Origin of the sequence: Clostridium sp. (genome assembly GCF_036642255.1) — a bacterium.
Classification (GTDB): Bacteria; Bacillota; Clostridia; order Clostridiales; family Clostridiaceae; genus Clostridium_J.
On sequence record NZ_JAVWDJ010000043.1, the window covers coordinates 1 to 22,269 of the forward strand.

The 22,269-nt window shown below is 31.5% G+C and carries 20 protein-coding genes; 4 read left to right on the forward strand and 16 right to left on the reverse strand.

Translation table 11 applies throughout. The features are described from left to right. On the reverse strand, positions 1-610 hold a 610-nt coding region (locus tag RR409_RS16990), incomplete at its 3' end, for a mannose-1-phosphate guanylyltransferase (protein ID WP_332558962.1). Between the two features lie 514 nt (positions 611-1,124). On the opposite strand from RR409_RS16990, the gene RR409_RS16995 reads away from it, so the two are divergent. After that, positions 1,125-1,862: a C39 family peptidase gene (locus tag RR409_RS16995; RefSeq protein ID WP_332558963.1), complete on the forward strand. Its 738-nt coding sequence runs from the start codon at positions 1,125-1,127 to the stop codon at positions 1,860-1,862. A gap of 43 nt (positions 1,863-1,905) precedes the next feature. Here the strand turns inward: RR409_RS16995 and RR409_RS17000 are convergent, their stop codons facing one another. Further along, the gene (locus RR409_RS17000) at positions 1,906-2,058 is read right to left on the reverse strand and encodes a hypothetical protein (protein WP_332558964.1); all 153 of its coding nucleotides are present in this window, start codon (positions 2,056-2,058) and stop codon (positions 1,906-1,908) included. A 216-nt stretch (positions 2,059-2,274) separates the two neighbouring features. Here RR409_RS17000 and RR409_RS17005 point away from each other — a divergent pair, with 216 nt between their 5' ends. Beyond that, the gene (locus tag RR409_RS17005; protein WP_332558965.1) at positions 2,275-3,711 is read left to right on the forward strand and encodes a polysaccharide biosynthesis tyrosine autokinase; all 1,437 of its coding nucleotides are present in this window, start codon (positions 2,275-2,277) and stop codon (positions 3,709-3,711) included. Positions 3,712-3,795: 84 nt separating this feature from the next. Beyond that, positions 3,796-4,569, forward strand: a complete 774-nt coding sequence (locus RR409_RS17010) for a CpsB/CapC family capsule biosynthesis tyrosine phosphatase (protein ID WP_332558966.1) — start codon at positions 3,796-3,798, stop codon at positions 4,567-4,569. 89 nt (positions 4,570-4,658) lie between these two features. Here RR409_RS17010 and RR409_RS17015 read toward each other — a convergent pair whose 3' ends face one another. The 5 genes from RR409_RS17015 to RR409_RS17035 all read right to left on the reverse strand — a co-directional run bounded on the left by RR409_RS17015 (position 4,659) and on the right by RR409_RS17035 (position 8,091). Continuing rightward, positions 4,659-4,955, reverse strand: a complete 297-nt coding sequence (locus RR409_RS17015) for a hypothetical protein (RefSeq protein WP_332558967.1) — start codon at positions 4,953-4,955, stop codon at positions 4,659-4,661. 382 nt (positions 4,956-5,337) lie between these two features. Further along, positions 5,338-6,213, reverse strand: a complete 876-nt coding sequence (locus RR409_RS17020) for a hypothetical protein (protein ID WP_332558968.1) — start codon at positions 6,211-6,213, stop codon at positions 5,338-5,340. A 1-nt stretch (position 6,214) separates the two neighbouring features. Beyond that, a complete protein-coding gene (locus tag RR409_RS17025; protein ID WP_332558969.1) occupies positions 6,215-6,889 on the reverse strand; it encodes a class D sortase in 675 nt (224 codons plus the stop codon). Positions 6,890-6,909: 20 nt separating this feature from the next. After that, entirely contained in the window at positions 6,910-7,434 is a 525-nt protein-coding gene (locus tag RR409_RS17030) for a hypothetical protein (protein ID WP_332558970.1), read from the reverse strand. A 189-nt stretch (positions 7,435-7,623) separates the two neighbouring features. Beyond that, the gene (locus RR409_RS17035; protein ID WP_332558971.1) at positions 7,624-8,091 is read right to left on the reverse strand and encodes a VanZ family protein; all 468 of its coding nucleotides are present in this window, start codon (positions 8,089-8,091) and stop codon (positions 7,624-7,626) included. Between the two features lie 470 nt (positions 8,092-8,561). Between RR409_RS17035 and RR409_RS17040 the strand changes: the two genes are divergently transcribed. Then, a complete protein-coding gene (locus RR409_RS17040) occupies positions 8,562-10,193 on the forward strand; it encodes a phage/plasmid primase, P4 family (RefSeq protein ID WP_332558972.1) in 1,632 nt (543 codons plus the stop codon). Positions 10,194-11,297: 1,104 nt separating this feature from the next. Here the strand turns inward: RR409_RS17040 and murJ are convergent. The 9 genes from murJ to RR409_RS17085 all read right to left on the reverse strand — a co-directional run bounded on the left by murJ (position 11,298) and on the right by RR409_RS17085 (position 22,252). Then, positions 11,298-12,842 carry a murein biosynthesis integral membrane protein MurJ gene (murJ, locus tag RR409_RS17045; protein ID WP_332558973.1) on the reverse strand — a complete coding sequence of 515 codons (1,545 nt, stop codon included), beginning with the start codon at positions 12,840-12,842 and terminating at the stop codon, positions 11,298-11,300. 46 nt (positions 12,843-12,888) lie between these two features. Continuing rightward, positions 12,889-14,136 carry an O-antigen ligase family protein gene (locus RR409_RS17050; RefSeq protein WP_332558974.1) on the reverse strand — a complete coding sequence of 416 codons (1,248 nt, stop codon included), beginning with the start codon at positions 14,134-14,136 and terminating at the stop codon, positions 12,889-12,891. A 125-nt stretch (positions 14,137-14,261) separates the two neighbouring features. Then, positions 14,262-15,260, reverse strand: coding sequence for a glycosyltransferase family 2 protein (locus RR409_RS17055; protein ID WP_332558975.1), 999 nt, complete (start codon positions 15,258-15,260; stop codon positions 14,262-14,264). Between the two features lie 3 nt (positions 15,261-15,263). After that, positions 15,264-16,424, reverse strand: coding sequence for a glycosyltransferase (locus RR409_RS17060; RefSeq protein ID WP_332558987.1), 1,161 nt, complete (start codon positions 16,422-16,424; stop codon positions 15,264-15,266). A 157-nt stretch (positions 16,425-16,581) separates the two neighbouring features. Next, complete coding sequence (locus RR409_RS17065; protein WP_332558976.1) at positions 16,582-17,634, reverse strand: glycosyltransferase family 4 protein; 1,053 nt, start codon at positions 17,632-17,634, stop codon at positions 16,582-16,584. A 2-nt stretch (positions 17,635-17,636) separates the two neighbouring features. Continuing rightward, a complete protein-coding gene (locus RR409_RS17070; protein ID WP_332558977.1) occupies positions 17,637-18,611 on the reverse strand; it encodes an SDR family oxidoreductase in 975 nt (324 codons plus the stop codon). A gap of 1 nt (position 18,612) precedes the next feature. Further along, the gene (locus tag RR409_RS17075) at positions 18,613-19,995 is read right to left on the reverse strand and encodes a nucleotide sugar dehydrogenase (protein WP_332558978.1); all 1,383 of its coding nucleotides are present in this window, start codon (positions 19,993-19,995) and stop codon (positions 18,613-18,615) included. Positions 19,996-20,014: 19 nt separating this feature from the next. Then, positions 20,015-21,139: a UDP-N-acetylglucosamine 2-epimerase (non-hydrolyzing) gene (gene wecB, locus RR409_RS17080; protein WP_332558979.1), complete on the reverse strand. Its 1,125-nt coding sequence runs from the start codon at positions 21,137-21,139 to the stop codon at positions 20,015-20,017. Between the two features lie 3 nt (positions 21,140-21,142). Further along, positions 21,143-22,252, reverse strand: coding sequence for a capsular polysaccharide biosynthesis protein CapF (locus RR409_RS17085; protein ID WP_332558980.1), 1,110 nt, complete (start codon positions 22,250-22,252; stop codon positions 21,143-21,145). Positions 22,253-22,269 lie beyond the last annotated feature (17 nt).

Here is a 22,269-nt window from a genome sequence, read left to right on the forward strand (position 1 = left end):
CATCTGCTCTCCAAACAAACATACCAGAGTTCCAGAGGTAGGTGCCTTTCAGAATGAAATCCTTAGCTACTTCAATATTAGGTTTCTCCGTAAACCTAGCTACCTTAAAAGTAGAAATAGGACCACCAACAGGATCCCCCATCTCAATGTATCCATAACCAGTCTCTGGTCTATTAGGGGTTACTCCTATAGTCACTAGTCCTCTCTTTTTTTCAGCCATATCTATGGCCTGGTATAAAGTATCTAAGAATTGCTTTTCACCTTCAATATAGTGATCTGATGGCAAAACTACCATTACAGCATCCTTGTCCTTTTTTAAAAGCTTTGCTGCTGAAAGCCCTATACAAGTTGCAGTTTCTTTATTGCTAGGTTCAACAAAAATGTTGTCCTTGCTTATTTCTGGTAATTCCTCGTGTATTTTGTCTACATACTCTTGATTTGTTACAACAAAGATATTATCTTTATTAATTATTGGTTTTATACGATCAACTGTATTCCTTAAGAAACTCTTGTTATTATATGCCTTTAAAAATTGCTTGGGATTATTAGCTCTTGATAAGGGATATAATCTTGTTCCTTTCCCCCCGGCTAGTATTACTGCATACAACAAAACTATCACCTTTAATCATTGCTTAATTATATATTATGAGAGTGTTATATATAATGTGAAGACAATTTAATATTTTTCTTTCGATAATTATTATCAATTGCATAAACTATTCTGGATTGTTTTGTAAAAATTTATCAACTTTCAAAAACAAGAAGACAATCTTTCGAATAAGGTTATTTTAAAATCAGTTTCCTTTCAAACTCTTAGATGATTTTTTTTGCTTTTACTTACCAATACTTCTTTTTCTTTAGAATTTGTTTCCATTTACCTAAAGCTATGTACTGTGCCATGCTGCACTTCATCTTATTAAATCAATTACTCTAAACAAACTGGCAGCGTAACAATTTCATTAAAAGCCTTCATTAAAGAAACTCCTTAGCAAAACAAATTTTTTTAAAAAAACCAAAGGTACTACTTACTAGAACCACCAACATCTACAAGGAAAACTTGTACATTTTCTCCTTCTAATCTTCACATACTACTTATATGAATTTTCTATAGGAGTGGTGATAATATGAGGAAAAATCAAGTTACACTTCGAAGAACTTTTTTCTTATTTTTCCTATTTTTAATAATAGGAACATTTAATATAAATAAGGTTGTTTACTCTTATAGTACTTCAATGACCTATAAAGCAAATTTCAATGATAATCCCAAAGTCTTATTAGACGTACCCTTAGTTCCTCAAGGTCCTGAACTTATAAATGGTTGCGAAGTTACCTGTTTAACCATGCTTTTAAATTATCTAGGCTTTGATATAGATAAAATGACTTTAGCACAAGAGGTACTAAAAGATAACACTCCTTTAAAGAGAACAACAAAGGGCAAAATAATTTCTTGGGGAAATCCAAAAATGGGTTTTGTAGGTGATATTACTGGTAAGAAAGCCATAGGTTATTCAATTTATCCTGAAGCCCTAAAAGTATTACTTGATGATTATGTGGATGGCGAAGGCATCGCTTTAATTGGTGAAGATTACTTTTCTATTGAGCATCATTTAGCTTTGCAAAAACCTGTGCTAGTTTGGGTTACTTCAGATTTTAAAGCCCCAAGAAGATATGCGGTGTGGGAAAGAAATGGTGAACTAGTAGAAGCCTACTTTTCTCAGCATTGTGTTCTTGTCACTGGTTTTAGCGCAGATTTTGTATACTATAACGATCCATTAAATCCTGGGAAAAACAAAAAGGTTCCCAAATCCACTTTCATTTCAGCCTATAATGCTATGGGGAAAATGGCACTTACTTATGAATAGTTTACTTCATACTTAAGTGCTTGTTTTCTTTCTAGCATTTGTTTCATTTTAATTTTAACAACATCTTATAAGTTTCAAGTCTATAGGCTTCTGCAAGTGGAAGCTCTTCAGTGTAGAAAAATTGCTCTGCTTTGTGTACATCTGTGTCTTGCGTTTTTACACCTAAGAAGCTTGCTGCGACTTCAACATTTAACAAGTCTCATGATACTCTTTTTCAACATATTAAGTATAAATTTACTCCCCACTTTTCCGTGATTATTATGTAAAAAATAACTATTCAAGGTTTAGCTATAATAGCAAGAATAATGTAGTATTTATTAGTATAGTTTTAGTTTCCTTTACTGGTAATTTGTAGTATAATTAAATGGTATTTGGTATTTATGAGAGAACTTTAAAATATGGGAGGACAACTATGGAGTTAAAAGAGTATTTTGAGATACTTATGAAAAGATTAAAACTAATTATCATAATTACATTAATTTCAACTATTGCAAGCGGACTTATCAGTGTTTTTTTAATAGACCCTACCTATAAGGCGGATATCTCCGTTATTATTAGTCAAGAAAAGGCAGAGAGTGCCCCAAGTACTCAAACCTATAACGATATTATGATGTATCAAAAGATGGTTAAAACCTATGCAGAGTTTGCAAAATCTAGAATGGTTGGAGATCGTGTTATAGAAGCTTTGCAGCTAGATATGAGTGTAACTCAGCTACAAGGAATGTTAACAGTAACACCAAAAGGAGATACGGAGTTTCTAACTCTTTCTGTTAAATCTAAAGATCCAAAACAAGCTCAAGATATTGCAAATCAATATGCTAGATCTTTAAAATTTGTGAGCAGCGAAGTAAAAAAAGTGGACAACGTTCAACTTCTTGATGAAGCGCTACTTCCTGCAGGAAAAGATAGCCCAAGAGTTTCCTTAAACGTTGCTATAGCATTTTTCCTAGGACTTATGGTTTCCATAGGACTTGTATTCCTGTTAGAATATCTAGATAATACAGTTAAGACAAAAGAAGATATAGAAAAATTATCGGATATACCAGTGATTGGCTTGCTTCCTTTTGATGAAGTTTTAGCAGAAGGAAAGATTCAAGGAATACTAACTACTTATAGTAATCCAAAATCCAATGCTGCAGAAGCTTATAGAACTCTTAGAACAAACATACAATTTTCTTCTCTTGATAAGGATATAAAAACTCTAGTAGTTACCTCCACAAAACCTGGAGAAGGAAAATCCACTATAATATCTAATATGGCTATCACCATGGCTCAAAGTGGTAAAAAGGTGCTCCTATTAGATTGTGATTTAAGAAAGCCAAGTATCCATAAGAAATTTACCTTATCAAACTCTAAAGGTTTAACAAATGTACTGTTAAAGGATAAGAAGTTTGAGGATTGTATAAATATGACGGATGTAGATAACCTCCATGTGGTAACCAGTGGACCAGTTCCACCAAACCCATCAGAGTTACTTGGAAGTAATAAATTTAAGTTACTACTAAAACACTTATCAACTATCTATGATGTAGTATTAATGGATACTCCACCAGTACTAATAGTTACGGATTCCCAAATTCTCTCCTCTATTTGTGATGGAACAGTAATCCTTACTTGTCACGGGGAAACAGAAAAAGAAGCCTTATTAGAAGGAAAATCTCTTCTGCAAAAGGTTAACTCAAATATCCTAGGAGTAGTGTTAAACAAGGTGCCAGAAGGTGGAAAAGGCTACTACTATGGTAAATATTACGGCAGAAAATCCACTAGAAGAAAACTTTATGGATCAAAACATGACTATAGTTATGGCTATAGTTACCAAGAAACTGATGGTCAAACTGAAGCTCTTTAGTTTTAAACCATAAGTTTATAATAAAAAAACTTACCGTTGTTACTTTATTTTAGATAATAATATGTACTTGATAGGAGTGGGAATATGATAGATTTTCACAGTCATATTCTTCCGGGTATAGATGATGGTTCAGTGGATATGGAAATATCCATAAAAATGATAGATATATCAATAAGTGAAGGAGTTGAGTGCATTTGCGCAACTCCTCATTTTTTACCCGAAGAAGTCGAGATAAAAAGAGAATTTTACTTTTCTAAACTAGAAGAGCTAAGAAATGCTGTTAAAAAGAAAAACATCGAAATTATAAGTGGTGTGGAGTTATACATTAACCCTACGCTTCCAAAGCTGTACAAGGAAAATAAAATTTGGGGAATAAATAATAAAAACTATATGCTCATAGAACTTCCAATGCAATACTTTCCCCTTTACACTGAAGAAGTATTTTATGAGCTAAGAATCTTAGGGATAACCCCTATTCTTGCTCACCCTGAAAGAAACTTTGAAATCCTTAAAAACCCAAATCTCCTTGTGAACCTAATAAATCAAGGTGCCCTAGCTCAAATGAATAGTGGAAGTTTAACTGGAAGATATGGAAGTAAGATAGAGGAATTTTCAAAGCAGTTAGTAAAAAGAAACCTAATTCATTTATTAGGTAGTGATGGCCATAACATTTCAGTAAGAAAACCTAGAATAAAACAAGGGTTTGAAAAGCTAAAAGAACTAAACCACCCCTTATATCTTTCCATATTAGAAAATGAAAAGAAAGTAATCCAAGGGGTCCCAATAGAAACCTTACCTATAGTGGATTATAAAGAAGGCTTACTAAAATCCATATTTAGTGTGTTTAAAAGATCCTAACACTACTAAAATCAACCTTTCTTAAAAGTTAAATTAAATAGAAAAGTTATTACACGAAGTAAAAGCTCAAGATTATGCTATCTTGAGCTTTATTGTGCTGCACATTTTTCATCTATATTCATACTTTGAATTCTAGCGCCAAATAACTCTTCATACTCTCTTTTAGACAAAGGAATCAAAACTTCTTTTTTAAAGATTAATCCCTGTTCTTCCTTAGTAGCATAAAAAGTGTTATCTGTTCCAACATCAAAATTTTTACTCACTTCATTTTTAGCAATGATGTACTTTTTGCCATTATAATCTTTGCCTTCAAAAGTGTTTGTATTCACCTTTGTGACAATACATCTTATTAAATATACATCATCTATTGTAAGATTTTCCTTCATTCCTTATGCCACCCCTAAAAAGTTTCTTAATTACTAACATAAGTAAGATAACTATTTTATATATCGTTTTATCGGAAAATTACTTTAGCAAAATTTAATGCCATTAAACTTCAGATTTAACAATGTAATAACTATCCTTATATTCCATATTATACAGGAAAACCTTTAAGAAAGACATCCTTATTTTTCAAATAATTATAAATTTTTCATTAAATTTGCATTAAAATACCGAAAAATCTCACATATTGTTGAAAATTAAAAAGGTGTTTAGCTTAAAGTTAAATACCTTGTATTAATACTAAAATTATAAAATATGCTGTTAAGTGGCCTCCAGGCAATGTCCTTATACATGAATCCACTTTAAATAAAATTTGAATTTTCCCTAATATGAAGAGGATCTTTTTCCACTTTGAGAAACACTATAAAAAACTAAAAGTAGTATTCCAATAGCAATGGTGATTATCCCAACCATTAGAAAGTAATTTATGTATCCTAACACAAATACTTGTACAGCTTCCTTAAGATAAGGAAGTCCAATGCCGATTCTATAAGGGATTCGAGCTACCAGTGCAAATATACTTGGCACCACCATGATAATTCCCGCAGGGATAAAGCTACTTCCAATCCATAAAAGAGATTTCCTGTAGGCTCCCTTGTGTAGTAGCAAAATATCGATGGTAAAAAATATTATTCCAATTAGGAAAGGAATCATTAATTTTCCAAGTAGTGCTATTACCTTTCTAAACTTTTGGAAAGCTCCCAGCTTAACTACTGCATCCATATTAAAGAGATTACTATGGTTTTCTGTAATTTCAACAAAATCCTTTGAAACCTGAGTTAACTGCCCTTTTGCTTCACTATTTAGGTTTATGTTATTAGCTTTAGCATAGTTTTCTAGGTTAGAATATATTTCACCTTGAAGCTTGTCTTTGTCTAGAGAATACTGTAGTTCCTCGATGTTATATTTCATATAATCCACAGCGTTTCTAATATTGCTATTTGTTACTTCCTTAAGAAAATCATTATTTACAGTATTCGTAAATACCTCCTGTGGTATTCCAGTAGAAATGCTAAGTATTGCAAGGCCCTTATTCACTTCTTGTGGTAAATACTCATAATACTTACTTTTATTTAAGCTACCTTCATAAAAACTGCTATTAAGTAGCTTTGTGTTAACAAATAAGCTCGCACAAAAACCTAAGATTAAAAACATTAGTAAAAAACTAAATAAAAACTTAAAAACTTCTTTTATCCTCATTTTAATTGCTACCCCCAGCCCCTAAAATTTCACTAATAGGAGTACCTTCCATAAGCTCACAGGTAACAACGTATCTTTGCGCAGTGTAACCTAAAGCATTAAAAGGGTAGCAGGTATACATTGTTAGCTTTTCTTTGTCAGAGGGCATAGCAATAGTTTTGTCTGTATACTTAACCACTTTCGTGTCTATAACCTTATATACGTAACTTCCATAGGTAGTGTTAAAACTAACTATATCTCCTAGTTTCACATTCTTTAAACTCTTAAAAGCTGTGTTATTGTGGCCTGAAATCACCACATTCCCATGTTCTCCTGGATAACGAGAACCATCAAAGTGTCCAGCTCCCTTTAGTAAATCTTCATCCCTATCTCCATGAATCACTGGCACCCTAAGAGAGGCTGACTCTGCAACAATTTCTCCAAACTCTTCTCCAAGCTTTGGAAACTTTATTGTGATATTTGGAGTATTAGTTTCAGTTACTTCTGCTTTTTCTGTAATTTTGTATTCATCATGAATAAATATTCTAGATAAGAAATAAGCCTGTTTTAAGTAATTCCAACTTGCCACAGAAATAAGTAAAACCCCACATATTAAAAGTAAGATAGGAATCCCAAAAAGAATTCCTATCTTAGCTTTTCCATGAGGGTTATCCTTTGAAATTTTATTATCTTTCATAGGTACCTCCATAAAGATTATTAAGCAGTAACTTTTCTAACTACTAATAATGAACCAGCAGCTGCAATAACCATAAATGATCCTAAAATTAAAACAGTACTATCATTTCCTGTTTTCTTTAAGTCAAGTTCGTTTGCACTAGCTGATACAACTGTTTGTCCCTTAGCATCAACTAAAGTTACTATTACTTTACCTGATGCATCCTTAGAAACGTTAACATTTAAGTTTGCGATGCTAGCTGCTGACTCAACAGCATCAAGGATTGCATCCTTGTCTTTTTGGCTTAGGTTTTTAAAATCTGTAGCCTTTGCCTTTTGTACTATATCTTTTGCTTCATTAACTTCTGCCACTACAGCACTGCTTTGAGCTTCTGTCAAAGTATTTGTTTTGAAATAGTTCTCAGCCTTAATTACATAAACCTCTGGTACCCCAGCACCTTGTAATGCCTTAACCACATCAGCTTGTGTTGCTGCAAATACAGTAGTTGAACTAGCTAGTACTGTAGCTGCCACCGCTAATGGTGCTAATTTTTTTAATATTCTCATGATTATACCTCCTTTTATAAAATGCCATTCTAATTATACCATATTTATACTGGTAATAAAATAATTTATTGTATATATTTTACATGAATTACTTAATTGAACATTTCATTTATTACCTATATTCCTATATAAATAATTCTTGACTTAATTAATGGGAGCTAAACCCCTTATGGAAATATTTCACATTAATCACTGCTTGCTATCAAGGTTATGCCTAATTTTATTCATAAAGGTATAGATGAAAAACGTTGCCATCATTCCCACAGCTGCCCCAGTTAAATCAATTAAACAATCCTTCACTTGTGAGGAACGTCCACCAACATATCTTTGTATTAATTCATCAACATTTGCGATGAACAAAGAGATAAACAATATATATCCCCATGCCCTAGGAAGTGAAAACTTGAAATTAATTGCAACTAAAGAAAGAATCACTGCAAAAAAGCAATAAATGAAAAAGTGAGCACCTTTTCTAATGATGTAATTAACCTTACTCACGGTGGCCCTAAAAGTGCTGGAATCCTTGGTTAAAACACTTATCTGGGTAGTGATAGCCTTTGAGGCTGCAAAAGTTTTTCTGCTAGATTGCGCATCTACTGACAACGATAATATAAACAAAACATAGATAATCAAAACAAACACTAATACTTTCTTCATTGGTAGATATTCCTCCAATCTCACCTAATCACTTATTTTAAAATCTTCATTCATAAATTCTTGCCACGGATAAATGTTTTTAATCTTTAAAATCCCTCATCATTGAATGCTTTAGATTCGAATATAGAACTTTCTTTATAACCTCCCATGTGCCTGAAACCCTCGTAAATACTATATATTCTTTTATTGTTATGTTTTTATATTCTTTTATTGTTATATTCTTAGTGTAATGAACTATTTTTTCATTGGTTAAATTTCCTAACAGAATTTTTTCAAAAGACTTATTGATAGGATTAATACCCTTTCTCTATAATCTTTGTCGTAAAATTTTTCTCAAAGTTTCCACGGAAATTTTGGAAAAACTCTCCTCATTGGCATATTTACTATATGGATAGAAAAATTCTAATTTAGTACATAGATAGGAGCAATTTTTTTCGATTAAGTTATCAGTAAACTAAGGGGGAATAACCATGGATTTCAATGCTATAAAGAGAAGATTTAAAGTTACAAAGGATTATGGACATAAGTGCAGAGCACACTGCCCAGCTCACAATGATAATGTATCTTCACTAAGCCTGGAGTATAAAATAGACAAGAACAAGACCTTGATAAAATGCCACGGAGGTTGCACCACTGAGGAAGTTTTAAGAGCTGCAGGTCTCACCTTTAGAGACCTTTATGCCGTTAATAGAAAGATAAACAGAAATGAACCTGAAAGAGTTTATAAATACAGAAATGAAGAAGGAAAGGTGGATTTGCTAGGGTTTAACTTCAGCGAAGTTGGAAATGCCAAAAGGCTTCTAGCTCTCCATGGAAAGAATCTACGATACCAAGCCCTAACTAAAAGGTGGTATCTTTGGGGAGGAACTCACTGGGAAGTGGATGAAACCCTAAAAATAGAACTTCTTGCAAAGGATGTGCTAGAAAGACTTCAAAAGGCTGCCAGTGGTATTGATACCCGGGAAGAAAGCGGCAGTAAATTTAAGCAAAGGGTAATGAACTTCATCATGGCTTCAGAAAGCGATAATAAGATTAAAAGCATGATAAATCAGTGTAAAAATGAAGAAGAAATAGCAGTAACCAAAATGGATCAGGAAATTTACAAGATAAATACAGTAAATGGAACTGTGAACTTAAAGGAAGGCACAGTGGAGGCTCATAATAGAGAAGATTTAATAACCAAGGTGCTTCCCTTTAACTATAACAAAGAAGCCACCTGTGAAAATTGGCTGAAGTTTTTAGACAAGATATTTTTAGGAGATAAGGGGCTCATAGATTTTATACAAAAGTCCATAGGCTATAGCTTAACAGGGGATACCTCCCAGCAGTGCTACTATATATGCCATGGCAGAGGTGCCAATGGAAAGAGCACCTTTTTAAACACCATAAGAGAAATTATGGGTGAGTACAGTGAAGTACTAAATGAGCTTAGTATAGCTTACAGTGAATTTGCCACAAGAGGTCCAAGAGAAGACATTGCAAAGTTAGCTTCAAGGAGGTTTGTAGTGGTGCCAGAATTAAATGAAGGAAGAGTTTTAGATGATGCTCTTTTAAAATCCCTAACAGGAGAAAATGCCTATGCAGTAAGACATAACTATGGTAGAGAATTTCAGTTGAGGCCTGAGTTTAAGCTGTGGATTTCCTCAAATGAAATACCAGAAATAAAAAGTACCAGTGAAGGTACCTGGAGAAGAATAAGATTAATCCCCTTCTTCTATAAGTTTAGTGAAGAAGAAAGAGACGAATACTTCTATGAAAAGCATTTGAAACCAGAGCTAGAGGGAATTTTTGCTTGGGCAATAGAGGGCTGCCTAAAATGGCAGAGTGAAGGTATAAAAATCCCTGAGAAAGTAATTCTTGCTTCAAAGGAATACAAAGAAGGTATGGACCTAATAGGAAGGTTCATTGATGAATGTTGCACCTTAAATGAATCTGCCGAAACCGCAGCAGGAGTACTATATAGTGCCTATGTAAGCTGGTGCAAAAATGTGGGAGAAGAACAAATCTCACAAATGAAATTCAGCCTGAAGCTGGCAGGAAAAGGCTTTAAAAAGAATAAAAGAACCCATGCCAATACCTTTAGTGGGATTGAATTAAAATAAGGTAACTGACTTATTAACTGAGACAAAGTTTAAAATTTATGGAGGATTAAAGAGATCTTGTGGAGGCTTTATGGATACCATATGGAGACTTAAAAGAAACACAACATAGCCCAAATCCTTAAAAACACTAACTCTACAAAAAACATGGAGGGTTGGATACTATGGGTACCTCATAAAAGTCTACATAGGAAAATTTCTATATAAAAAGTTTATAGTAAGTATCCATAGCCTCCATAGTATCCATAAAGAAGAGAATTACTTAATAAAATAAAATAAAAAGCTATTAATGAATAATCACTAATAGCTTTAATAAATAGATTACTTTATTTTCATGTAACTAATACTTTAATGGTTGTTAGCAAGATGCGAATGAGTTTGAGGTTAGAAAGTTTGCACAGGACAAATTTACTCGTACAAATTTTAAATGAATAATTGATTTATCTCTCATGCCTTCTTGTTAGTAATACTATTATTATTTTTTAGGTACTCTAGAATCTTATTTTCCCACACTTTATTCTAAAAAAAATCAAATGCATTACAATTTGACAATAACATTAATGCTCTAGTTTGATACTGTTAATCTATACTTAAAACCAATTCTCTGCAATTTTACTTGACAATCTACATTTTACAAATAATCAACAATAACACTAAATAACCTGCCCTATGACGAAATTGTAATTTAACGCAAAGAAACTAGCCTTTTACTTAAGACTGGTCTCTCACTTCCATGCTATTGCATTATTTACCCTTTTAAGTTCGTTAATAAAATAGGTATTAATAGTTTTATATGACTACTTTTATCTGTAAATTATAAGTTTTAACACTGAAGCTTGACCACATCCGTTAGCTACTTCGACGCAATTCGCATTCCCCAGGGGTGCTTGTGAAGGACAAGTCCTGAACTTATCAATACTATAGCAACTCAACTCATAATCCTCTGACAAACTTATAATTTCATTAATCAACGATAATAAATGAAATTATAAAAATATATACATATTTTTTATTATAATAATAAATTCTATCCACATCTTGTTTTATTGTCCCATAATTGGTGGCCCCTGAGGCCTTAGAAAGCAAACGAAATGATTGAACTTTCTCTTAATTGCTATTTTCAGATGTTAAGTTAACTCGAAACCCTAACTTCTTTCTTATTGCACTTGCTATTGTCTTAACCTCTTCTACCTTCATTATATAAACAAGTAATGAGTAAATGATTATGCCTATACCAATTGAAATCATTAAAGCTATTGTGTTATTTTGAAACTTTATCAATATATTGTAAAATATCTTGCTAATGAATGCCATGACAAATGATGCACACACAACTTTAAAGAATGAAATAAAAATATTTACTCCCCCTATTGAACCTATTCTTTTTCTTAAACTTACACCTAATAATAAAGTACAAAATATTGCAGAAATACTATTTGCTAGAGCTACTCCAGATATCCCCATAACTTTTGATAACAACACATTTAAAACAATATTAAGTATTAATGCAATGCTAGCATTTTTCATAGGTGTTTTTGTATCCTGCATTGAATAGAAGGCTCTTGCGAATACATCCCTAAGTCCAACACCTATTATTCCTATAAAGTAAAACATTAGTGCCTGGGTAGTCATTATTATTGAATTTCTATCGAAGGCTCCTCTTGCAAATAAGAACCTTATAATTGGTTCAGCAAATACTATTCCTCCTACTGTAATGGGAATAATTAATAGGTTTATTTGCCCAATCGCCTCTGTTATTTTCCCTTTAAACCCATTAATATCACTTTTATCAAACAATCTGGAAATTATGGGATACATTACTGTTGTTATCGAAAGAACAAATAAACTTTGAATAAATCCAGTTAATCTACTAGCATAGTTTAGTGCTGACAATCCCCCCGGTATTATTCTAGTAGCAATTGTTCTATCTATAATTAAATTAATCTGATTTATTGAAACACCAATTATTACAGGCCAAATGGTGTACAGCATTTCTTTGATATGTTTATCACCTATATCAATTATACATTTGTAAGTGTAGCCTTTTTTACGCATTGCAGGCAAAATGATCAACAGCTGAGATGCAGTTGCAATAACACTTCCAATTGATAATATATATATGCTAATATATTTGCTTAAAAAAATCGAGAAAATAATAAGAATATTCATTGGCAATCCGACTAGAACTGGAGTTAAATAATCTCCTTTAGTTTGCAAAAAACCATTAAAAACTGATATAATTGCTGTAAAAAATATTCCTAATACACTAATCCTTGTAAAGCTAACTGCTAACGGCAATGTTTCTCTACTAAACCCCGATGCAAAAATTATAACTATTTGTTTTGTAAAAAAAAACACAATGACAATAATAAATGTAGATAACATTATTAAGATGTTTACAAGATTATTTGTATATTTATTTCCAACTTGTTCTCCATATTTATTAAGTATCTTGCTAAACATTGGTATATATGCTGTTGATATTGAAGTTCCAATGAAGCTAAAAATAACTAAAGGAATTGTTAAAGAGATTAAATATACATCGGTTGTATTTGACGCACCATAAAAATACGATAGTACAATTTCTCTCCCAAACCCAAATAATTGAGAAATCAAAGTTAATATCATTAACATTAGTGTAATTTTATTCATTTAGATACCTTCCACGTTAGTTCATTATTTATAATATAGATACTTTTTACTGACTAACTCTTTTTCTTTTATTTTTTAAACTATTAAAACCATATAGTATAATAACATATAATAAACTTTTATCCGCAAAGTTTTCTGGGATAAACATAAGAATCATAACTAAAAAAATAAAAACTCTTACACTATTTTTCGCATCAAAATTTCTTGTAAAAAAAACAATCCCTAGTATGACAAATATCATAGGTGTTATTCCAATAGCTGCTCCTAAATAAGTAATAGTATTGGCACTAACTGTAATATCCAACCCATAGTTAAATCCATTTGTTACAACTGTATTCATATAATTACTAAAACCAATCCCCGTCAAAGGCTTCATTAACATAATGTCTCTATCAGCACGAGTGGCATAAAATCTTTGAAGCGTTGATGCATTTTCTATCCCATTAAACATTAACTTAGTACTAATATTATCTATTATGGTTTTGGATGATAAAACGTAAATTAGAGAAATACTTATAATTATCACTAATAGTATATTTTTATTATTTTTTTTTCTTGATAAAATAAAAGTAATGAGAATAAGTATCATTAAAATATACCCAGTTGTTGATGAAGTAGATAGAATTGTTAAAACTAATACTGATATTTTTAAAAAAACTCTTTTGTGCTCTTTAAGTAATAAGACAAAACATAATGCCAAGTTTAAAAAAACTTGGTAAGCCCCAGGTTCCCAAAATATCCCAGTATTTCTATAAGGAGTATATAGTGGGTACAGATAAATATATAAATTCTTGTAGCTAGCTGATATCCCTTCGACTGTCTTGAATGAATTAATATATGGTCTAATAATGTCATTAAGTAACATAAAAATTAAAGAAATCACTGCAATAAAAGTAATTATATTTACAAAAATTATTGTGAATTGCTTGAACTCAATAAAATTTACAATTAAAAAGCCCATTATAATCATTATTAATACCCCTATATAAGTTATATAGGCATTATAACTTCTATTAGCTACCATGGATAGAACTAGAAAGTTAGTCATAACAAATAAAAAAACATACTCTGCATTAAACTTTTTTTTAAAGAGCTTTTCAGGTTTTCTATGTGTTGATATGTTAATGAATATGCCTAACGCTACCAAAATTAAATTTAGCATTAACATTATTTTATTATTTCTTATAATCCATGCCCCTGAATTTAATATACACCAAGTTACAATTAAATAGTGAAGTAATAATAATTTCGTATTTAATAATTGAACTTTTTCTCGATGTTCAAGTGCTTCCATAAATTATCTCCTCTTAAATACATCTTAATTAATATAGTTATACCATTAGATCGCTTAGTAACCCAATGCGGCTTCTTAAACTACAACGAATTTTAAGGTAATATATTCTTATAGTGATTAAATAATTACTTCTTTACATTGAATTGTTGCTTAAAAGACATATATACGTCCATTCCAAATGCTTTTTTAATCAGCATAATAATACTACCTTTTATCCTGTAACTTATTGGAAGGCATATAATTTTATCGTTTTTTGCTTCAAATTTTTTATCGATAAAAAAACCTTGTGGATGAGTCAAAGGAAACTCTAATTCAAAAGTTGGTATGCCACAAAATCTCTGAGTCATTTTATTTTTATAACTTGTTCCTCCATGCTCAGAATCTAAATCCACACCTATATTTTCAATTAGATTAAACTTTGGCACAACGGCAAATAAATTTTGACTCCTTTGAGTAAAACTCATTTGATGATCCCATGTCCCAGGTTTCTCACCACTTTTTATTTTTCTATACATTCCTTCCCATAAACTATACATTTGTTTTGCTAATGGCCTATATGAAAATTCCTTTAGAACTCTTTTCCTTACATAAGTATTATCCCATAATTTCATATCACCATCGTAGTATTTCGAAAACTTATTTGCCCATGAAGCCCAACCACATGGTAGCATATGTTTAGTAAAAACATAGCTTGATTGGTCTTCTGGCTGATACTTTCCTAAATAATTAGTTCCACAAATCCATAAAATTCGGCTATCATTTTTATATTTCACGAGCATTTCCCTACAAAACCAAAAAAAGGATTTATTGGGGAGGTTATCATCTTCTAAAAAAATGGCATATTCCTCCCTAGATAATACCCACTTAGCCCCTAATCCTATCCTATCATAGACACCTTTATTTTCTTCAGCATAATTCTTTATAATTTCACAGTTCCAAGTAATGGCTGCTTCAACTAACTCCCTACATATTCTTACTCTAGTTGCCTCTTCATCATTTCGAGGGCCATCACTTATTAAATATAGCCTTTTAGGTTTTATTTCGCTTATCCGTTCTATTACCTTTATAGTCTTTTCTTCTCTCTTGAAAAAAAATACAACTACAGGTACATCAAAGTAATCCATCTATCAAACTTCCTCTCCAAGAAATTCTTTGATTTCTTTTATATAATTTCTATAATCAAAATATCGGTCTGCACATTCTCGCGCTTTAATTGACATTTGTATCCATTGTTCATGTGTTAAATTTAAAGCTTTTTTTACTGCTGTGCTAAATCCCTGTGCATCACATGCTTCAATAATTATACTATTTACCATATCAGTAATATAATTATCTAAGTCTGAAGTCAAATTCAAGATTATGGGTGTTCCACTTGCAAGACTTTCTACTACTTTTGTAGGAAAACCGGCCTTAGCATATCTCTGTATTGGTGACCGCATAAGCACAGTAAAATTAGCTTGTTCTAAGTTTTGTAGTACAGTATCACGGGATACTCTCCCCAATATTTTTACACTTTCACCCATATTATCGATTACTTGTCTTTCAATGCCAGTATCAGTTATAATTTGTTCTTTTGTTGATCCTATAATTCGAAATTCAATTTTGGATAATTCTTCAGAGGTTAATAGTGCTAGTCCATCAATTATTTCCTTTAAATAATCCTTCTTACCAGGTGATCCAGCATAAACAATAGTTAACTTCTCATTCTTTAGTTGTTTATTATGCGCAGTATTTTTTATATCTAACATTACAGGTATTCGTATAGTATTTATCCCTCGATTTATAAAGTGATTTTTAAGAAACTTACTTATTGCTATTACTTTAAATTGCTTATTAATCCAAACTTTATTCATATAATTTTTTAAAATATATGGGATTGCAAGTTTTCCCAGTTTAAATTGTTCCGGAGAATACCATTCTACACTATCATGTATAAGTTGAATTTTATTTATTTTTGCATATTTTTTTATAAAAAAAAGCGCATCAATGGGAATATCTATAACAAGCAAGACATCTATAGAACCTTTTTCATCCGTATATTCTTCTAGAGCTTTTTTCAATCGCTTTTTATATCCAAAATAATTTCTTAGTTTATTCAGAGTACCAGATGAATCTAATCTTAAAGATATATAATTGAAACCATTATATATTTTCGTTTTTAAACCTGTAGACTTACCCATACCAATGAAAAATGTATTATATCCACATTCTTTAAATACTTGTCCAAATGTATACTGTCTAATTGCACCCGCATCACCATCAGGAAATTTATTATATGTTATTATCACAATATCCAATTGCACAACTCCTTTACCTAAAACATACTCTGTCTTCTAAAATAATATTTTAGAATTTAGTTTCTATTATATATATCACTTTTTACAATTTATTAATTCTTTCGTTACTAAAAATAAATACACTTGAAAATTATGAAAAATATGTATTTTAAGAAATTATATTTTCATACAAGTTAAAAATATTATCCATAACATTATCAATTGTATATTGTCTTTGAACCTTATTTTTATTCCAACAAGACATCTGTCTTCTTAAACTTTTATTTTGTAATTTATTCATTGCATCAATAAATTTATTTAGATCATTTACTGGAACAACAATACCCCCTCTATTTTCGAGCATGTCAGGTATTGCCCCTACAGGTGTTGAAATTATTGGAAGCCCACATGCCATAGCCTCGGAAATCACATTTGGAAAGCCTTCTGTATGCGATGGAAATAAAAAAACATCTGACTTTAGCATTTCATCTATTACGTGTGATGATGTTACTTCACCTAATAAATGTACATTGCTTGGTTTTGCCATTCTTTTAAACTCATCACTCACATGTCCTAACAAAGTAAAGTTAATACTTGGAAAAACTTTAGCTAATTCGTAGATCACTGCACATCCTTTACTTTTTATAATATATCCAGCAAATAAAACATTATTTATTTTGTCAGAATAATTTCTCTCTATATTTAGCACATTTAAGTATTTATCAGAAATAAAGTTTGGCACTGTTATTGCTTTTTTACTACACTTATCATATATGAAGGTTTCTGATACTGTATTTAAAGTTAGAACTAGATCGGATAGTTCCACCACTTTTGCGAAAAAAAATAGTTTCAATTTACCTTTAACCTGATAAGATACATCACATCGAAAGTGTGTTACAAGCTTTACATTACTTTTACGAATTATTCTAGCACAAATATAATCTCTAATTACCCCAAATTTTCCGCAAGGACTATTAAGATGAACAATATCTATCTTATTTCTATTTAATTGTTCTTTAAGTTCTGAAATAATATTAAGAGTTCTTTTAAGTTCTTCAACTAAACTTCGCTTAGTGTACTCTTTAACCCTTTTACCTTTAACAGCTGTATTAACTATAAAAATATTATTTTTTTTACCCATTTCACTATCCATATAACATTTTGTCCATGTTGCAATTCCCCCAGCAGGAGGAGGTAAAGGTGATATCAGCAAAATGTTCATATTTACAAGCTCTCCTTATACCAATCAATAGCAAGTTCTAACCCTCTTGCAAAACTATATTCTGGATTATATTCTAAGAGTTCCCTAGCCTTAGATATATCTGCATTTGAATGCTTAATATCTCCAACTCTATCAGGTCCATAGAGAGGTTCAATATCTTTATCTAAAAGTTCACAAATTCTATTGTACAAATCTATCAGCTGTTCTTGTCCACCATAAGCAATATTAAAAACTTCCCCAGAGACATGACTAGGAGATATCATTCCCTTTAAATTTGCTTCTATGACGTTTTCTATATAAGTAAAATCTCTTGATTGTTTACCATCACCATTAATATTTGGAGACTCATCATTTAACAGTGCTTTTATAAATTTAGGAATAACTGCTGCATAATATCCATTAGCATCTTGTCGCCTACCAAAAACATTAAAATATCTAAATCCTATAGTTTGTAAACCATAGACTCTTGAGTAAAGTTTTGCATACTCCTCATTAACTTTTTTTGTAAGAGCATATGGAGAGAGTATATTCCCCTCTCTTCCTTCTTTTTTGGGTAAATTAGGTTCATCACCATATACCGATGAACTTGATGCATACACAAACTTTTTTACCTTACACTGTGTAGCTGCTTCTAACATATTTAATGTGCCCCTTATATTAATTTCTTCATAAAGAACAGGCATCTCAATACTTCGTGGAACACTCCCCCATGCAGCTTGATGGGAAACATAGTCTACTCCATTGCATGCTCTAGTACAAGTATCTATATCTCTAATATCGCCCTCTATAAACTCAAAATTTAAATTACTTTGAAATAACTTTATATTCTCTCTCTTCCCAGTTGAGAAGTTATCTAATCCTCTTACTTGGTATCCTAAATTTAGTAATGCTTCCACTAAATTAGAGCCAATAAAACCAGCAGCTCCTGTAACTAAGAATTTAGCTTCTTCTGGAAATCTTATATTTTCATAACTCATTTTATAACCTCCAATATAAGTAGCCCATACTCTCTGCTTCTTGTCGATTGAAAATTCCCTTAACATCAATTAACACATTGCCATGGGTATTAATATTACTATTAAATTCAAATGTCATTGCAACTTCACCCATTACATCTGACTCTATGCTTCTCATTTGTCTAAACATATTCTTTACATCTTTTAGCTCAATTGATTTAAACTCTTCATGTGGAACTGCAAATATAACTGCATCTACATCTGTTAAATCATCAACATTACATGATTTAATTCTATATTCACGCCACAATTCCTCCTTGTCTGCTACTGGATCTACTACTTTTACCTCTATTCCATACTCTTCTAATTCATTAATAATATCTGTCACTTTTGTATTTCTCACATCGGGACAGTTTTCTTTAAAAGTAATTCCGAAAATAGCTACTTTTGATCCATTTATTTGCTTATTTGCTTTTATCATTTTTTTCACTGTGTTTTCCGCTACATATTTACCCATATCATCATTAATTTTTCTTCCTGACAAAATAATTTGAGAATGATATCCCATCTCCTCTGCTTTATATGTAAGATAGTAAGGATCAACACCTATACAATGGCCTCCTACTAGCCCTGGATAAAACTTCAGAAAATTCCATTTGGTTCCTGCAGCTTCAAGTACATCCTTTGTATCAATATCCATTTTATTAAAAATAATAGAAAGTTCATTCATAAAGGCAATGTTAATATCTCTTTGAGAGTTCTCTATTACTTTAGCAGACTCTGCCACTTTAATACTTTTCGCTCTATGCACGCCTGCTTCTACTACTAACTCATAAACCTTTGCAACAATATCTAGAGTTTCATCATCCATACCAGATACAATCTTTACAATAGTCTCTAAACGGTGCACTTTATCTCCCGGATTTATACGTTCTGGTGAGTATCCAATTTTAAAGTCTATACCACACTTTAGTCCTGATTCTTTCTCTAGAATTGGTACACAAACATCCTCTGTAACACCAGGGTAAACGGTAGATTCATAAACCACAATAGATCCCTTTGCAAGATTTCTACCAAGAATTCGGCTAGCTGATTCTACAGGATTAAGGTCTGGCGTATGGTCTGCATTTACAGGTGTTGGTACTGCTACAATGTGAAACTTAGCTTGCCTAAGTTTTTCTTCATCTGAGGTGAATTCTACTGTTGTGCTTTTAATAACTTCATCTCCAACCTCTTTTGTTGGATCAAAGCCTGATTTATATAAGTCAATTTTTGCTTCACTAACATCGAACCCAATAACATCAACTTTTTTTGCAAAAGCAACTGCTATTGGCATTCCAACGTAACCTAGTCCAACTATTGAAATTTTTTCTTGCTTATCTTTAATCTCTTCATATAGGCTCATTTAAGTAATCCACCTTTCACTACATTTGCCACACAATTCTATTTACATAATCTGTATATGATAATATTATTCTTAGCACCTTTTCAGATACATTAGGCATGCTATAATCAGCTACTTGGCTTAATGTATTTCTTTGTTGTGTCTCAAGCACCTCTAACCCTTGTAATATTCTCTCTTTTTTTAGACCAACCATCATAACTGATGTTTCTTCCATTGCTTCTGGTCTTTCATGGGCTTGTCTTATATTAAGTGCTCTAAAACCAAGTATGGATGATTCTTCACTAATGGTTCCACTATCACTGAGTACTGCCTTTGCTTTAATCTGTAACTTTACATAATCATTGAACCCTAAAGGTTTCATTACCTTTACTAATGAATTAAATTCAATTCCTTTAGTTTCAATCATTTTTTTAGTTCTAGGATGTGTACTTACTATTACAGGTATATTGTACTTTTCTGCCACAGCATTCAAACTTTCGACTAGATTGAAGAAGTTTGTTTCTGAATTTATATTTTCTTCTCTATGTGCTGATACAACAAAGTATTCACCTTCTTCAAGTTCTAATCGCTGAAGAACAGTTGCACTTTCAATATCATCTTTTCTAGAATTAATAACCTCAAACATTGGGCTTCCTGTTTTTATAATTCTATCAGCTGGTAGGCCTTCTCTTAGTAAGTATTCTCTTGCGATATCACTATATGTTAAATTAATATCTGATATATGATCTACAATTTTTCTGTTTGTCTCTTCCGGTACTCTTTGATCAAAACATCTATTTCCAGCTTCCATGTGGAATATAGGAATATGTCTTCTCTTGGCTGCAATAGCACATAAACAACTATTGGTATCTCCTAGTATCAAAAATGCATCTGGTTTAACTTCTTCCATAACAGGATCTATTTTTATAAGAATATTTCCTACAGTTTCAACTGCTGTTCCCGTAGCTGCATTAAGAAAATATTGTGGCTTTCTTAAATTAAAATCCTTGAAAAATACTTCATTTAATTCATAATCATAATTTTGCCCTGTATGAACTAAAACGTGCTCAATTGCTTCTGATTCTTCCAACTTATTAATAACAGCTGATAGTCTAATAATCTCTGGTCTAGTACCTACAACTGTCATTACCTTTAGTTTCTTCATAAACTATACCTCCAAATAAAAAGTATCTGGTTTCTCAGCATCAAAACTTTCATTGGCCCACATAATAGTGACCATATCAATTTTCCCGAGATTTTCAATATTGTGGGTATATCCAGGTGGTATATCCACCACTTCTAACTTATTTCCACTAACAAAATACTCAATGATTTCACCACAATCAATTTTTCTAAAACGAATAACTCCATTACCACTAACTACTAAGAATTTTTCATTTTTTGTGTGATGCCAATGGTTTCCCTTTATTATTCCTGATTTTGATATATTCACTGAAACTTGACCTCTATCTGGAGTTTTTATAAACTCAGTAAAAGATCCTCTATCATCTACATTCATTTTAAGCTCATAACTAAATTTATCTTCTGGTAAATAACTTAAATAAGTACTGTAAAGTTTCTTTGTAAATACATCTGACATATTTGAAATGACTCTTTCTCCGCGACTTTTTTTGAACGAATAAATTAAATCAACACTCTTTCCAAGAGTAACTGTATGAACTATTGGAACTTCACAGAAATCACCAACAATATTTTCACTACCTTTTAATGCATTTATTAATTCTTTTACTACATCATCTATATAAATTAAGTTCATTGTAACATCAGGATCATTCACCGCTATTGGCAAATCATGAGCAACATTATGACAAAATGTTGCTATAGCACTATTGTAGTTTGGCCTACACCATTTCCCAAACACATTAGGAAATCGGTATACTAGCACTTTTGCTCCTGTCTCTTTACCATATCTAAAAAGTAAATCCTCTCCAGCCTTTTTACTCTTTCCATATGGATTATCGAGTTCAGCCTGAATAGACGATGAAATCGTAATTGGGCATATATTATTATATTTCTTTAAAGTATCTAGTAAAGTCGATGTAAAACCAAAATTACCTTCCATAAATTGTGATTGCTCTTTTGGTCTATTGACTCCAGCAAGATGAAATACAAAGTCTGCTTCCTTACAAAACTCATCTAGTAAAGCAGGATTAGTATCTATATCATATTTAAAGATATCAGTATATTTTCGATTATTTAGTTCTGCAATAAGATTTTTCCCTACAAATCCCCTTGCACCGGTTACTAGTATCTTCATTATTGATACCACCCCTT

Excerpts from the sequence above, each read along its gene's own strand:
- RR409_RS16995 (WP_332558963.1), top strand. The coding sequence starts at position 1,125 with ATGAGGAAAAATCAAGTTACACTTCGAAGAACTTTTTTCTTATTTTTC.
- RR409_RS17005 (WP_332558965.1), top strand. The coding sequence starts at position 2,275 with ATGGAGTTAAAAGAGTATTTTGAGATACTTATGAAAAGATTAAAACTA.
- RR409_RS17010 (WP_332558966.1), top strand. The coding sequence starts at position 3,796 with ATGATAGATTTTCACAGTCATATTCTTCCGGGTATAGATGATGGTTCA.
- RR409_RS17015 (WP_332558967.1), bottom strand. The coding sequence starts at position 4,955 with ATGAAGGAAAATCTTACAATAGATGATGTATATTTAATAAGATGTATT.
- RR409_RS17020 (WP_332558968.1), bottom strand. The coding sequence starts at position 6,213 with ATGAGGATAAAAGAAGTTTTTAAGTTTTTATTTAGTTTTTTACTAATG.
- RR409_RS17025 (WP_332558969.1), bottom strand. The coding sequence starts at position 6,889 with ATGAAAGATAATAAAATTTCAAAGGATAACCCTCATGGAAAAGCTAAG.
- RR409_RS17030 (WP_332558970.1), bottom strand. The coding sequence starts at position 7,434 with ATGAGAATATTAAAAAAATTAGCACCATTAGCGGTGGCAGCTACAGTA.
- RR409_RS17035 (WP_332558971.1), bottom strand. The coding sequence starts at position 8,091 with ATGAAGAAAGTATTAGTGTTTGTTTTGATTATCTATGTTTTGTTTATA.
- RR409_RS17040 (WP_332558972.1), top strand. The coding sequence starts at position 8,562 with ATGGATTTCAATGCTATAAAGAGAAGATTTAAAGTTACAAAGGATTAT.
- murJ (WP_332558973.1), bottom strand. The coding sequence starts at position 12,842 with ATGAATAAAATTACACTAATGTTAATGATATTAACTTTGATTTCTCAA.
- RR409_RS17050 (WP_332558974.1), bottom strand. The coding sequence starts at position 14,136 with ATGGAAGCACTTGAACATCGAGAAAAAGTTCAATTATTAAATACGAAA.
- RR409_RS17055 (WP_332558975.1), bottom strand. The coding sequence starts at position 15,260 with ATGGATTACTTTGATGTACCTGTAGTTGTATTTTTTTTCAAGAGAGAA.
- RR409_RS17065 (WP_332558976.1), bottom strand. The coding sequence starts at position 17,634 with ATGAACATTTTGCTGATATCACCTTTACCTCCTCCTGCTGGGGGAATT.
- RR409_RS17070 (WP_332558977.1), bottom strand. The coding sequence starts at position 18,611 with ATGAGTTATGAAAATATAAGATTTCCAGAAGAAGCTAAATTCTTAGTT.
- RR409_RS17075 (WP_332558978.1), bottom strand. The coding sequence starts at position 19,995 with ATGAGCCTATATGAAGAGATTAAAGATAAGCAAGAAAAAATTTCAATA.
- wecB (WP_332558979.1), bottom strand. The coding sequence starts at position 21,139 with ATGAAGAAACTAAAGGTAATGACAGTTGTAGGTACTAGACCAGAGATT.
- RR409_RS17085 (WP_332558980.1), bottom strand. The coding sequence starts at position 22,252 with ATGAAGATACTAGTAACCGGTGCAAGGGGATTTGTAGGGAAAAATCTT.